A 14,662-nucleotide genomic window follows, 5' to 3' on the forward strand; every position below is an offset into this window, starting at 1 on the left:
CGGTTGATGGATTCGAGACGAGTCAGTCAAAGGCCCTTGCCTGGCAACGAGCGCGGCAGAGCGGCGAAGCGCGGCGGCGAGAGCGCCGATCACCCCGGCGGCCGGGCGGCTCCGGCGCCTTTGGGCGGGGCGCCGGGGTCCGCCTCGAGCAGCGCGGCCCGGAGGCGCTCGGCGAGCGCGCCGACGTGAGGCTTTCGGAGCAGCGTGTAGTGGTCGCCGGCCGCGACGTGGCTCCGCAGGCCGGGGGCCCACTTCGCCCACGCGGGCCGCGGATCTCTCCGCGGTGAGGCCTCGGCGCGGAAGAGCTCGACCCGGGCCGAGACCTCGCCGGGGGCGTAGCGCGCGAGCAGCGCCGCGTTCCGCTGGAACGCGTCGAGCAGCGCCTCCAGCTCGCCGAGCGCCGTCCCGCGGGGCAGCGCGCCGAGCTCCTGCGCGCGCTCCAGCAGCCACGCGGCGTCGGCCGCGCCGCCGTCCGGCCAGGCGAGGGCCGCGGCGGCCGGCGCGCCCGCGATCCGCGCGAGATCCGCGGCGAACTGCGCGATCGGCGGGAGGTCGTCGCCGGGCTCGTCGAACGGGGGGAGGTAGGCGTCCAGGAGGACGACGGCGGCCACGCTGCGCCCGTCGCGCTCGAGGACGCGCGCCATCTCGAACGCCACCACGCCGCCCATCGACCAGCCGCCGAGCAGGTAGGGCCCCTCGGGCTGGACGCGGCGGAGCTCCTCGCAGTACGCCTCGGCCATCTCGCCGACGCTGGCGAGCGGCCGCGGGGGGGTCTCCAGGCCGAACGCCTGGATGCCGTAGAAGGGACGATCCCGCCCGAGCTCGCGCGCGAGATCCGCGTAGCAGAGGACGTTGCCGCCGATGGGGTGAACGAAGAAGAGCGGCGCACGGGCGCCCCCTTCGTGGAGCGGGACAACGACGGAGGCGCGGCCCCGCGGCGCTCCCCGATCCTCGCGCAGGAGCGCCGCGAGGCCCTCCACCGTGGGCGCGCGGAACAGGCTCGTGAGCGGCAGATCGCGGCCGAAGCGCCCGCGGATCTCGGCCATGAGCCGCACCGCGAGCAGCGAGTGCCCGCCGAGCGAGAAGAAGTCGTCGGTCACGCCGACGCCGCCCTCGCCGAGGAGCTCCTCGAACAGCGCGCAGAGCTCGAGCTCGAGCCCGGTCCTCGGCGGGACGCGCGCTCCGCCCGCGAGCGCCGCGAGCGCCGCGGGCACGGAGGCGGCGAGCGCCCGGCGATCGATCTTGCCGCTCGGGGTCTGCGGCCACCGCTCGACCGGCGCGATGACCGGCGGGACCATGTAGTCGGGCAGCCGATCGGAGAGGTACCCGCGCAGCGCGTCGCTCGCCGCGGCGCGCCCGCCGCGCGGGATGAAGAAGGCCGCGAGCCGCACGTCGCCCGGGGCGTGCTCCCGGGTGACCACCGCCGCCTCGGTCACGTCGGGGTGCGACGCGAGCACCGCCTCGATCTCGCCGAGCTCGATCCGGAAGCCCCGGATCTTGACCTGCTCGTCGAGCCGGCCGAGGAAGTCGATCTCACCGCTCGGCAGCCACCGCACGAGGTCGCCCGTGCGGTAGAGCCGCGCCCCCTGCGCCTCGGGGAACGCCGCGCGCACGAAGCGCGCCGCGGTGAGGTCGTCGCGGTTCAGGTAGCCCCGCGCGAGGCCGATCCCGCCGATGTGGAGCTCGCCGGGGATGCCGATGGGCGCCGGCTGGCCCCGCGGGTCGAGCACGTACGTCTGCGTGTTCGGCAGCGGGCGGCCGATCGTGGGCCGCGCGACGTCGGGCGCGTACTCGGCCGCGGTCGCGAGCACCGTCGCCTCGGTGGGGCCGTATCCGTTGACGAACCGCCGGCCGCGCGCCCACCGCCGCGGCAGCTCCGCGGGGCACACCTCGCCGGCCACGCACAGCACGCGCAGGTCCGGGAGCGTGTCGAAGCCGACCGCCATGAGCGCCGAGGGGGTCAGCGACGCCACCTGGATCCGCTGCTCGCGCAGGAGGTCGACGAGCCCGGGCCCGGGCATGAGCGCGTCGGCGCGCGCGAGGCACACGACGCCGCCGGCGGAGAGCGGCACGAAGATCTCCATCACGGAGACGTCGAAGCTCAGCCGCGTGAACTGGAGGACGCGGGTCCCCGGCTCGACGCCGAGCAGCTTCCGCTGCGCCATGGCGAAGGCGGAGAGCGAGCGGTGCTCGATGAGCACCCCCTTCGGGCGCCCTGTCGAGCCGGAGGTGTAGATGACGTACGCGAGGTCCTCGGGGAGCGACCCGGCGTCGGGGGCGTCGCTCCGCTCTTGCGGGAAGGCGTGCTCGCTCTCGCCGAGCCGCACGACCGGCGGCAGCGCCGCGGGCAGCGCGGCGAGGAGCTCCGGCTGGGCGACGAGCAGCGCGGGGCGCGCGTCCTCGATCATGAAGGCGAGCCGATCGCGCGGGTAGGTCGGGTCGAGCGGCATGTACGCGCCGCCGGCCTTCAGCACCGCGAGGAGCGCGACGATCATGTTCGGCGAGCGCGGCAGGCACACGCCGACCAGCGCGCCGCGCCGCACGCCGCGGGCGCGGAGGTGGTGCGCGAGCTGGTTGGCCCTCCGGTCGAGCTCGCCGTAGCTCACCGTCGCGCCCTCGAAGAGGAGCGCGGCCCGCCCGGGCGCCTCCCTGGCCTGCGCCTCGAACAGGCGGTGCGCGCACGCGGGCTCCGGCGCGGGCTGCGCCGATCGGCCCCCGCTGAACGCGTGCAGCACGAGGTCGCGCTCGTCGCGCCCGAGCAGCGGCAGGTCGCCGACGCGCAGCTCGGGCTGCGCGGCGCTCGCCGCGAGCAGGGCCTCGAGGTGGCCCCGCCAGCGCTCGATCGTGGCCCTGTCGAACAGGTCGGCGCTGAACTCGATGCCGCCGGAGACGGCCTTGTCGTCCTCCTCGAGCGCGAGCAGGAGGTCGAACTTCGCGGTCGCTGTGTCGACCTCGAACGGCGAGGCGTCGAGGTCGCCGAGCTTCCGCGGGCGCTCCGGCGCGCCCTGGAACGCGAAGGCCGCCTGGAAGAGCGGGGTGCGGCCGAGGTCGCGCTTCACCTGAAGGGCGTCCACGACCTGCTCGAACGGGACGTCCTGGTGCTCCTGGGCCTCGAGCGTCGCCTGCCGGACCCGCCGCACGAGCTCGACGAACGTGGGGTCGTCGTCGATGTGGACGCGCAGGACGAGCAGGTTGACGAAGAAGCCGACGAGCGGCTCCACCTCGACCTGCGTGCGGCCGGAGACCGGCGAGCCGACGGCCACGCCGGCGCGGCCCGTGTAGCGGTGCAGGAGGGCGACGAAGCCGGCGAGGAGCACCATGAACATCGTCGCGCCCTCGCGCCTGCCGAGCGCGCGGAGGGCCTCGACGAGCGGCGCGGGCAGGCTCACCGGGACGGTGTCGCCGCGGTGGGAGAGGGCGCTGCCGCGCGGCCTGTCGGTGGGGAGCTCGAGCGGCTCCAGGTCGGACAGCTGCCGCTTCCAGTACTCGAGCTGCCCCCGCCACGCGTCGGCCTGGGCGCGCTGCCAGATCGCGACGTCGGCGTACTGCACCTGGAGGGGCGGCAGATCCGCCGCGCGGCCATCCCGCGCGGCCTCGTAGAAGGCGGACAGGTCGCGGAACAGGACGGGGATCGAGCCGCCGTCGCAGGCGATGTGGTGCGCCGTGACGAGCAGCACGTGCGCCTCGTCGGAGAGGCGGATCAGCGCCGCGCGGATCGGCAGGCCCGAGGCGAGATCGAACGGCCGCCGCGCCTCCTCCTCTGCGGCGCGCTGCGCCGCCCGGTCCCGCTCGTGCCGGGGGACGGCGGACAGGTCGACGAGCCGCAGCTCGAGGCGCGCCTCGGGGAGCACGACCTGGAACGGCTGGCCGTCGCGCGCCTCGATCCGGGTGCGCAGCGCCTCGTGGCGCGCGACCACCCGATCGAGGCTCCGCTCCAGGGCGGCGCGGTCGAGCGGCCCGCGGAGCAGGACCCCGATCGGCATGTTGTAGACCGCGGTGCCCGGCTGGAGCGCCTCGATGAACCAGAGGCGCTGCTGGGCGTGGGACAGCGGCGCGTCGCCGCCCCGGGGCGCCGGGCGGAGCGGCTCGGGCGCGCCGCGGCGCCCCTCCAGCTTCGTCCGATCGATGCGCTCGGCGAGCGCCGCGACCGTCGGCGCGTCGAAGGCGGCGCGCAGCGGCAGATCGACGCCGAACAGCCGCCGCGCGCGCGCGATCACCTGGACCGCGAGGAGGGAGTGCCCTCCGAGCGCGAAGAAGTCGTCGGTCGTCCCGATGCCGCCGCGGCCGAGCACCTCGCCCCAGACGCCCGCGAGGGCCTGCTCGGTCGGCGTCGCCGGCGCGCGCCGCGCCTCGCCCGCGATGTCCGGCGCGATCTCCGGGGCGATCTTCGGTCGACTGGGCGCCGGGAGCGCCTTCCTGTCCACCTTGCCGTTGGCGTTGAGCGGCCAGGCGTCGAGCTCGACGAAGGCGGACGGGACGAACGGCTCCGGCAGCCGCTCGGCGACGAGCGCCCGCAGCGCCTGCGCGTCCACGGGCCGCCGGACGAGGAGGTAGGCGACGAGCCAGCGGCCCGAGGGGCCGTCGTCCCGCGCGAGCACGAGCGCCTCGCGCACGTCCGGGTGCGCCGCGAGCGCGGCCTCGGTCTCCGCCGGCTCGACGCGGAAGCCGCGGATCTTCACCTGATGATCGAGCCGCCCGAGGTACTCGAGCTCTCCGCTCGCGAGCCAGCGCGCGCGGTCGCCGGTGCGGTACATCCGCGCGCCGCGGGCCTCCTCGAGCGGGCAGGGGACGAACCGCTCGGCCGTCAGCTCGTCGCGCCCCAGGTAGCCGCGCGCGACGCCCGCGCCGGCGATGTAGAGCTCCCCGGCGACGCCGATGGGCGCCGGCTGCAGCCGCGCGTCGAGCACGTAGACCTGGGTGTGGTCGATGGGCCTGCCGATCGTCGGGCGCGCCGAGGCGGTCACGGTCGCGCCTGTCGAGTACGTCGTGGTCTCGCTGGGGCCGTAGAGGTTCAGGAGCCGCTCGACGTGCGGCAGCGCGAGCACGTCGCGCGCGAGCGAGGCGCGGAGCGGCTCGCCGGCGAGGCACACGGTCCGGACCGACCCGGGGATGCCCGACACCGCGAGGAGCGCCGCCGCCGCGGAGGGCACCGTGTTGACGAGCGTGACCTCGTCGCGGCGCCGGTGCGCGGGCAGCGCGAGCGCGTCGTCGGCGAGGACGATCTTGCCGCCCCAGCAGAGCGGGACGACGAGCTCGAAGACCGAGAGATCGAAGCACGTGGACGTGGACGCGAGCACGCCGGCGAGCTCCTGGTCCGAGAACGTCCGCCTGGCCCACCACGCGAGCGCGACGGCCTGGCGGTGCTCGATCACGACGGCCTTGGGCCGGCCCGTCGAGCCGGAGGTGTAGATGAGGTACGCCGCCTGATCCGGCCGCCCCGCCGGCGGCGCGCCGCCCTCCCCGCCCTGCGCGTGCTCCACGTCGTCCGCGCCCGCGACGATCTCGTCGAGCAGGAGCACCTCGGCCGACCCTGCCGGCACGAGCCCCGACAGCGCGCTTTCGGTCACGAGCAGGTGCGCCGCCGCGTCCTCCAGGATCACCTGCAGCCGCTGCCGCGGGTAGCCCGGGTCGAGCGGCACGTGGACGCCGCCGGCCTTGAAGATGGCCCAGAGGGCCACGACCATGTCGAGCGTCCGCCGCACGCACAGGCCCACCCGCGTCTCCGGCCGCACGCCGAGCGCGCGCAGCCGCCGGGCGAGCGCGTCGGCGCGGCGGCGGAGCTCGCGGTACGTGAGCTCGCCGGCCTCGGACGCCACGGCCACGGCCCCGGGCGAGCGCTCGGCCTGCGCGTCGAAGAGCTCGTGCAGGCACGCGGCGGGCGGCGGCGGCGCGCTCGTCGCGTTCCACGCGATGAGGAGCTCGCGCCGCTCGCCCGCCGTGAGGAGCGGGAGCTCGGCGACCCGCGCCCCCGGGTCCGAGGCCACGGCGCGGAGGATCGTCTCGTAGTGCCCCGCGAGCCGCGCGGCGGTCTCGGGGTCGAACAGATCGAGATCGAACTCGAGGGCGCCCTCGATCGCGTCGCCCGACTCGGTGAGGAAGAGCGTGAGATCGAACCGCGCCCGCTCCACGTCGAGCGGGACCGGCGACGCCTCGACGCCCGGCAGCGTGAGCGCGGGCGGGGGCACGTTCTGGAGCGCGAACATCACCTGGAACAGCGGGTTCCGGCTGAGATCCCGCTCCACGGCGAGCGCGTCGACGACGGCCTCGAACGGCAGATCCTGGTGGCCGTACGCCTCGAGCGCGTCCGCCTTCACGCGGCCGACGAGCTCCGCGAAGGTCGGGTCGCCGTCGAGCCGCGCGCGCAGGACAAGGGTGTTGACGAACAGCCCGATGAGCGGCTCGAGCTCGGTCCGCCCGCGGCCGGCCACCGGCGTGCCGACGCAGAAGTCCTGCTGTCCGCTGTAGCGGTGGAGCAGCGCCTCGAAGGCGGCCAGGAGCGTCATGAACAGCGTGGCCCCGAGCTCCTGGCTCCGGCGCCGGAGCGCGGCGGCGAGGTCCTGCGGCAGCGCGAACCGGTGCGTGCGCCCGCGCGACGAGCGCGCCGCGGGGCGGGCACGGTCCGTCGGGAGATCGAGCGGCGGCGCGCCCTCGAGCCTCCGGCGCCAGATCTCCCGCTCCGCCTCCAGCGCCTCCGGGGCGTGCTCCTGCCGCTGCCAGGCGGCGTAGTCGGCGTACTGGACCGGCAGCGGGCGGAGCGCCGGCGCCGCGTCTCTCGCGAACGCGGTGTAAGCCGCCGTGAGCTCGTGCGCGAGCACGCCGAGCGACCAGCCGTCCGAGGCGATGTGGTGGAGGGTGACGACCAGCGCGTGCTCGTCGGGCGCGAGCCGGAAGAGCGTCGCGCGCAGGAGCGGCCCCTTCTCCAGGTCGAACGGCCTCGCGGCCTCCCGCGATGCGTCGCTTTGTAAAGCCACCTCCCGATCTCCCGCGGGGATCTCCGAGAGGTCGACGAGGGGGAGGGGCCACGCGTCCGGCGTCTGGCCCGCGCCCTGGAAGCGCTGGACAGGGCGGCCGTCGACCGCGTGGATCGTCGCGCGCAGCACCTCGTGCCGCCGCACGACCTCCGCGATGGCGCGCGCGAGCGCCGTGAGGTCGAGCGCGCCGCGCAGGCGGAGCGCCGCGGGCACGTTGTACGTGGCGCTCTCGGGCTCGAGCTGATCCAGGAACCACAGCCGCTGCTGCGCGAAGGACAGCGGCGCCTCCTCGCCGACGCGCGGCGCCGGCGCGAGGGGCGCCCGCGCCCGGCGCGCCTCCCCGCGGGTCGACCGCTCGACGTGCGCGGCGAGCCGGGCGATGGTCGGCGCCTCGAAGAGCGACCGGACGCCGACGTCGACGCCGAGCACGTCGCGCAGGCGGGCCGCCGCGCGCGTGGCCGAGAGGGAGTGCCCGCCGATCGCGAAGAAGTCGTCGTGGACGCCGACCCGATCGAGGCCGAGGACGGCGCGCCACACGTCGCCGATCGCCTGCTCCAGGCCGGTGCGCGGCGCCGTCTGCGCCGCGAGCTCGCCCGGGGCGTTCCACGCGGGCGCGGGCAGCGCCTTGCGGTCCACCTTGCCGTTCGCGCTCAGCGGGAGGGCGTCGAGCGCGACGATCGCGGCCGGGATCATGTAGGCCGGCAGGCGCGACGAGAGCTGGTCCTTGAGGGCGCCCGGCTCGAAGGACGGCGCCTCGGGGACCACGTAGGCGACGAGCCGCGGGTCCCCCGGCGCGTCCTCGCGCGCGACGACGACGACATCGCGGATCCCGGCGCACCGCGCGATGACCGCCTCGATCTCGCCGAGCTCGATGCGGAAGCCGCGGAGCTTGATCTGGTGGTCGATGCGCCCAAGGAACACGAGCTCGCCGCCGGGCAGCCGGCGCACCAGATCGCCCGTCCGGTACAGGCGCGCCCCCGCCGCGGTGGAGAACGGATCCGCAAGGAACGCCGCCGCCGTGCGCTCCGGGTCGAGGAGGTACCCCCGGCCCACCCCGTCGCCGCCCACGTACAGCTCGCCGGCGACGCCGAGCGGCACGGGCTGCCGCCGTCGATCCAGCACGTAGAGCTGCGTGTTCTGGATCGCGCGGCCGATCGGCACGTACGCCGCGTCCTCCGCCGGCGGCTCGGCGATGACGTGCTGGGCGACGTCGTCCGAGCACTCCGTCGGGCCGTAGGCGTTCATCAGCGGGATCTGCGGGTAGAGCGAGAGCCACCTGCGCGCGAGATCGGGGGGGAGCGCCTCGCCGGTGAGCACGAGCCACCGCAGGCCGTCGAGGCGCGGCCGCCACGCCGGGCGTGCCTCGAGCTCGTCGAGCGCCCCGCGCAGGAGCGACGGCACGATCTCCAGGACGGTGATGCCGAGCTCCCCCACGGCGTCGAGCAGCCGCGCGGGGTCGGTCGCGATCTCGTCCGGCACGAGGCGGCACGTCCCGCCCGCGAGCAGCGGGGAGAGCAGCTGCCACACCGAGATGTCGAAGGTGATCGGCGCGGTCTGCGCGACGACGTCCTCGGGCCCGATGCCGAGGGAGCGCACCTTCGCGAAGAGGTGGTTGAGCATCCCCCGGTGCTCGACCATCGCGCCCTTGGGCGCGCCGGTCGATCCGGACGTGAAGATGACGTAGGCGAGGTGCTCCGCGCGCGCGGCCGGAGGCGCCCCGCGCTCCGCCGCGGCGTCGGCGAGCAGCGCGCCGGCCGGGAGCACCTCGATCGCCCCGGCGCCCGCCGCGGCGATCTCGTCCAGCAGCGCGCCCGGGATCGCGGCGCCGGCGAGGAGGGGAGGGCCGCCCGCCCGCGCCAGGATGTCGGCGTTGCGCCGCGCCGGGTGCGCGGGATCGAGCGGCACGTACGCGCCCGCCGCCTTGAAGGCGCCGAGCGCGAGCAGCATGAAGTCGAGGTCGCGCCGCGTCAGCAGGGCGACGAGGCGATCGGGCCCGACGCCGCGCGCCGAGAGCGCCCGCGCCACGCGGTCGGTGGCGCTGTCGAGCTCCGCGTACGAGAGCCGCTGCTCGCCGCACGCGACGGCGATCCGCTCCGGCGTCCGGGAGGCCTGCTCCCGGAAGAGATCGTGGAAGCAGGCGTCCCGAGGGAAGGCCGCCGCGGTGTCGTTGCAGCCCGCGAGCAGGTAGCGCTCCTCGTCGGGCGGGAGCAGCCGGAGCTCGTCGATCGGGCGGTCCGGCTCCGCCCCGGCCGAGCGAAGGAGCTCCCCGAGGTGGCCCGTCATGCGCTCGATCTCGTCGCGCGCGAAGCGGTCCGCGCGGAACTCCAGCGCGGCGGCGAGCTCGCCGTGGAGGCGCGCGACGCTCAGCCCCAGATCGAACTTCGCGGTGCCCTCCACGGCCCCGTCGGGGGCCCAGAGCACGGGCCGCCACAGCGCCCCCTCGACCTCCGCCGGCGGCTCCGAGGCGCTCTCCAGCACGAAGCTCGCCTGGATCAGCGCGTCCCGCTCCCCGTCCCGCCCCGCTGCCGGGGCCGCGGCGCGCGCGACCTCGTCGAACGGCAGCTCGGCGTGCTCCATCGCCTCGGCCATCGTCCGGCGCACGCGGCGGACGAGCTCGCGGTACGTCGGCCTCCCGCCGAGATCGACGCGCAGGACGACCGTGTTCGCGAAGAAGCCGACGACCCCCTGGTGCTCGGGGCGGCTCCGGTTGGCGACGACGACGCCGATCCCGAGGTCCTCCTGCCCGGTCGTGCGGTGGAGCAGCGCCGCGTAGACGGCGGCCAGCGCGACGAAGAGCGTCGCGTTCTCCGCCCGGGCGACGGCGAGCGCCGCCTCGACGTGCGGCGCGGAGAGCGCGAAGCGGACCGTCCCGCCCGCGAACGGCGACGCCGCCGCTCGCCGGCGCTCGGCGCCCAGCTCGAGCCGTGGCAGCCCCTCGAGCTTCGCCTTCCAGTAGGCCCGCGCCGCGTCCATGCGCGCCAGCGAGGCCCGCTGCGCGCGCGCGTAGTCGGCGTACCCGTACGCGAGCGCCGGCGGCGCGCCCGCGCGGCCGGCGTAGATCGCGGCGAGATCGCGGACGAGCACCTCGATCGACCGGCCGTCGGTCACGAGATGGTGCTGCGCGAAGAGGAGCACGTGGTGGCGCTCGCCGAGCGAGACCAGGCACACCCGCAGGAGCGGCCCCTCCTCGAGCGCGAACGGCGCCTGGCCCCACGCCGCGGCGAGCTCGCGCAGGCGCTCCTCGCGCTCCTCCGCGCGCGCGGCGTCGTCGTCGACGACCCGCGCGCGCGCGAGGGGCACCGCCACCTCCGGCAGCACGATCTGCCGGGGCTCCCCGGCGATCTCGCGGAACACCGTGCGCAGCGCCGGGTGCCGGCGGACGACGGCCGCGAGGCTCTCCTCGAGCCGCGCCTCGTCGAGCGCCCCCACGATCCGCGCGCCGAACACCACGTGGTAGAGCGGGCTCTCCGGAGCGAACCGGCAGAAGAACCACAGGCGGAGCTGGTGCGACGAGAGCTCCGCCGGCTCGCCGTCCGCCGCGGCGGGCGCGGGGGCCGGCCCGGCGGCCGGCGCGTCGACCGCCGCCGAGAGCGCCGCCGAGAGCTCCTCGACCGTCGTCGCCTGCCAGAGCAGCTGCGGCGGCACCGCGGCGCCGAGCAGCTCCTCGAAGCGCGCCTGGAGCTCGACGCTCGCGAGCGAGTCGAGCCCCAGCGCCATCAGCTTCGAGGTCGGGGTGACGCTCCCGAGATCCACCCGCGCGAGCCGGGCGAGCTCCTCGCGCACCACCTCGACGAGCAGGCCCACCCTCCCCGGGGCGGGCACCGCGCGCAGCGCGAGGCGCAGCACCCGCGCCGGATCGGCCGCCGCGCGCGCGCCCTCGGCCCCCGCGGGCGCCGGCGCCTCCTGCGCCACGGACACCGCGAGCGTGTCGAGCGTCCCCTCGCGGAAGCCCTGGGCGCACGCGTGCCGCTGGACCTTGCCGCTCGACGTCTTCGGCAGGGTCCGGGGGCGGAGCAGCAGCACCGCGTGCGGCTGCACGTCGTGCTCCCTGGCGACCGCCGATCGCAGCGCCTCCACGACGTCCGGCGGCGTATCGCCGCCGCGGCCGTCGAGCTCGGCCGCGACGCCGAGCCGCTCTTCACCGCCGACCTCGATCGAGAACGCCGCGCAGCAGCCCGGGCGAACGCGCGGGTGCGCCGCCTCCACCGTCCGCTCGATGTCGTCGGGGTACAGGTTCCGCCCCCGGATGACGATGAGGTCCTTGATGCGCCCGGTGACGAACAGCTCGCCTCCCGAGAGGAAGCCGAGATCCCCCGTCCGCAGGTACGACACCTCGCCGTCGCCCTGGAGGCGCGCGCCGAACGCGCGCGCGGTCTCCTCGGCGCGGCCCCAGTACCCCCCCGCGACGCTCGGGCCGGCGATCCAGATCTCGCCGATCTGCCCGTCCGCGACCCGCTCTCCGCGCTCCGGCGACACGACGGCGACGCGCGCCCGGGGCGCCCCGGACGACACGAGCCGCCGCGCCCCCGGGGCGGCCGGCTCCACCGGGAGCGAGACCCCTCGCGCGAGCGCGCCGGCGTCGACGCTCACGCAGGTGGGCGGCGCGGCGCGGAGGCCCCCGGAGGCGAACAGCGTCGCCTCCGCGAGCCCGTAGCACGGGTAGAACGCCTCCCGGCGGAAGCCGCAGGGCGCGAACGCCGCCGCGAACCGGTCGAGCGTCTCGGCGCGGATCGGCTCGGCGCCGTTGAACGCCACCGTCCACGAGCGGAGGTCGAGCGCGGCCAGATCCTCGCGGGTCGCCTTGCGTGCGCAGAGGTCGTACGCGAAGTTCGGCCCGCCGCTCGTCGTGGCGCGGAAATGGGAGATCGCCTTGAGCCACCGGAGCGGCCTCTCCAGGAAGGCGAGCGGCGACATGTGCGTGCACGGAAAGCCGACGAAGATCGGCTGCAGCACGTTCCCGATGAGCCCCATGTCGTGGAAGAGCGGCAGCCACCCCACGCCCGACGAGCCCGCGTCGTGCTCGAAGCCGGCGCGGATGGCGCGCTCGTTGGCGATCACGTTCGCGTGGCTCACCATCACCCCCTTGGGGTGCCCGGTGGAGCCCGACGTGTACTGGAGGAACGCGAGCGTCTCCCCCGAGATGTCCGGCGCGCGCCACGCCGAGGCCGCCCCGGGCTCGAGCGCGTCCGTCGCGATCCAGCGGAGCTCCGAGAGCTCGGGCGCCTGCGCCCGGAGGGCCTCCGAGAGGGAGGCGATCAGCCCGGTCGTCAGCACGAACCTCGCGCCTGCGTCGCGGGCGATCGCCCGGAGGCGCGGCAGGGTGCGATCCAGCTGCGCCGGGTTCGGCGGGTACGTCGGGACGGCGACGACTCCGGCGTAGACGCAGCCCATGAACGCCGCGATGAAGTCGAGCCCGGGCGCGTAGAGGAGCAGCGCGCGGTCCGATGCGGCCCCCGCCGCCTGCAGCGACGCGGCGATGCCCATCGCGCGGAGGTGGAGATCTCGAAACGTCCACTCCTCGGAGCCGCCGTCCACGTCTCCGGTGGTCAGGAACCGAAAGGCGAGGGCGTCGCCCTGGGCCTCCGCGCGCAGCCGGAGGAGATCCACGAGGGTCTCGCAGCGATCCAGATCGCCCAACAACACATCACCGTTCATCGAATCTCTCCAGCGCCCTGTCGCGATCTGCGAAGCCCGCCCGGCGTCAGCGCGTCATGTCGAAGAAGTCGTCGATCCACACCACGTCGCCCGCCGCCTCGGCGCGCGCGTAAGCCCACCTCGCCACGGCGAGGTCGAGCGTCCCCATGCCGAACGGCGAGAACACGATCGGCTTCGTCCGCGGCGCCGCGCGCTGCCCGAGGAGCACCTCGGCGAGCGTCCCCGTCACGAACTCGCGCCCGCCGGACTCCTGCTCTGCGAGGTGCAGCGACGTCCCGGCGCTCATCACGTGTTCCACGCTGTCCACCACGTTGAACGAGGAGAGGACGATGCGCGGCGACAGGTCGCGCAGCGACAGGTGCAGCACCACCGGCGCGTGCGAGAACCAGCCCGGATCGTGGACGTGCGGCGTGGCGGCCGAGGTCGTGAAGACGAGGAGATCGCTCCGCCGCACCACCGACTCCAGGTCCTTTGCCACCTGCACGTCGCGGCGCCGCTCCGGCGCGAAGGCGGCCTCGCGGAACCGCTCCGGCTCCGCGGGGTTCGTGTCGAACAGGAGCACCTCGGGGATCTCCCAGCCGAGGCGCGACAGGAAGGACACCACGTACCGCGCGATGAGCCCCGTCCCGACGATGCCGAGCGTGCCCGCGCGCCGCCCCCCGGAGAGCGCCGCCGCGGCCGAGACCGCCGACGCCGCGGTGCGCGCCGCCGAGATGATCGAGCCCTCGAGGCACGCGAACGGATAGCCGTTGTCCGCCCGGTTGAGGACGATCACCGCCGACGCCCGGGGGATGCCTTGCCGGATGTTCGCCGGATAGCTGGCGATCCACTTGATCCCAGACACGGGCTCACCACCGCCGAGGTGGGCCGGAAGCGCGATGATCCGCGCGTCCGGTCGGTCGGGGAAGCGGAGGAAATAGCTGTTGGGACAGACCACCTCTCCCCGGTGGCCTGCGAGGTACACGTCCTCGACCGCCTTGACGCACTCCTCGGGGCTCTCCTCGATGAGGCGGCGGATGACATTGCCAGATACCACACCAAAGCGCATCGCTCATCCCTCGGCGTAACGCGACGCCCAAGCAGGGTTGTAAACAGTGTCCAGGTAAGGCACGCCGCGGTCCGCGCAGAGGAACAGGACCTTCGGCCTCACGAGGCCGGTCGCCCTGCTGAAATAGCGCTGGATCGCGGCGTAGACCGTCCCCGTCGAGCCGCCGACGAGCAGCTTGTGGCGGTCGAGGAGGGTCCGGCACGCGGCGATCGACTCGACCTCGGGCACGATCACCACATCGTCGATCAGCGCCTCGCGGAGCAGATCCGGGACGACCCCCGCGCCGATCCCCGGGATGCGCCGCGGCCGCGGCGGGCCGCCGAAGATCACCGAGCCCTCGGCGTCCACCGCGACGATCTTCACGCCCTGGAAGTGCTCCTTCAGGCGCCGCGAGAGCCCCGCGATCGTCCCCGCCGAGCTCACGGCGACGAACACGAAATCGAGGGCCGTGAACGCCTCGCAGATCTCCCGCCCCGTCGTGTGGAAATGGGCCATCATCCCGTCAGGGTTCTTGTACTGGTTGGGCCAGTAAGAGCTCGGGAGCGCGGCGCAGAGCGACTGCACCCGGGCGAGCCGCGTCTTCAGGAATCCGCCCGTGTCGTCGCGCTCCTCCACCTTCACGACCCTCGCGCAGAGCGAGCGGAGCACGTGCTCGTTCACCGCGGAGATGTGGGGATCGATCACGGGGATGTAGTCGAGCCCGAGGAGCTGAGCGTACGCGGCGAGCGCGATCGCGAAGTTGCCTGACGACGACTCCACGATCGTCGTCAGCGGGTCGACCTCGCCGCGCTCGATCGCCGTCTTCAGGATCCAGAGCGCGGGGCGGTCCTTGATGCTCCCGACCGCGTTGCAGTACTCGAGCTTCACGGAGAGATCGAGCCGCTCGTGATCGAGCTTCACGACCGGCGTCTCACGGAGCATGCTGACGAGCGTGGCCGCCCGCGCCAGGAGTTGCTCTTGTTTAAGCATGCAAGCTTCACCACCTCAA

At 75.1% G+C, this 14,662-nt stretch carries 3 protein-coding genes; all 3 read right to left on the reverse strand.

The window, feature by feature from the left end; all coding sequences use genetic code 11:
* Positions 1-89: 89 nt before the first annotated feature.
* Genes WME97_RS13045 through sbnA form a run of 3 tightly spaced genes read right to left on the reverse strand, consistent with a single transcriptional unit; the run spans position 90 to position 14,643 of the window.
* Positions 90-12,626, reverse strand: coding sequence for an amino acid adenylation domain-containing protein (locus WME97_RS13045; RefSeq protein WP_437552225.1), 12,537 nt, complete (start codon positions 12,624-12,626; stop codon positions 90-92).
* A gap of 46 nt (positions 12,627-12,672) precedes the next feature.
* Positions 12,673-13,674 carry a 2,3-diaminopropionate biosynthesis protein SbnB gene (gene sbnB / locus WME97_RS13050; protein ID WP_437552226.1) on the reverse strand — a complete coding sequence of 334 codons (1,002 nt, stop codon included), beginning with the start codon at positions 13,672-13,674 and terminating at the stop codon, positions 12,673-12,675.
* Positions 13,675-13,677: 3 nt separating this feature from the next.
* Positions 13,678-14,643, reverse strand: coding sequence for a 2,3-diaminopropionate biosynthesis protein SbnA (gene sbnA / locus WME97_RS13055; protein WP_437552227.1), 966 nt, complete (start codon positions 14,641-14,643; stop codon positions 13,678-13,680).
* Between the last annotated feature and the right edge of the window lie 19 nt (positions 14,644-14,662).

This window comes from Sorangium sp. So ce367, assembly GCF_051520455.1.
In the GTDB taxonomy this organism is placed as follows: Bacteria; Myxococcota_A; Polyangia; order Polyangiales; family Polyangiaceae; genus Sorangium; species Sorangium cellulosum_B.

Excerpts from the sequence above, each read along its gene's own strand:
- sbnB (WP_437552226.1), bottom strand. The coding sequence starts at position 13,674 with ATGCGCTTTGGTGTGGTATCTGGCAATGTCATCCGCCGCCTCATCGAG.
- WME97_RS13045 (WP_437552225.1), bottom strand. The coding sequence starts at position 12,626 with ATGAACGGTGATGTGTTGTTGGGCGATCTGGATCGCTGCGAGACCCTC.
- sbnA (WP_437552227.1), bottom strand. The coding sequence starts at position 14,643 with ATGCTTAAACAAGAGCAACTCCTGGCGCGGGCGGCCACGCTCGTCAGC.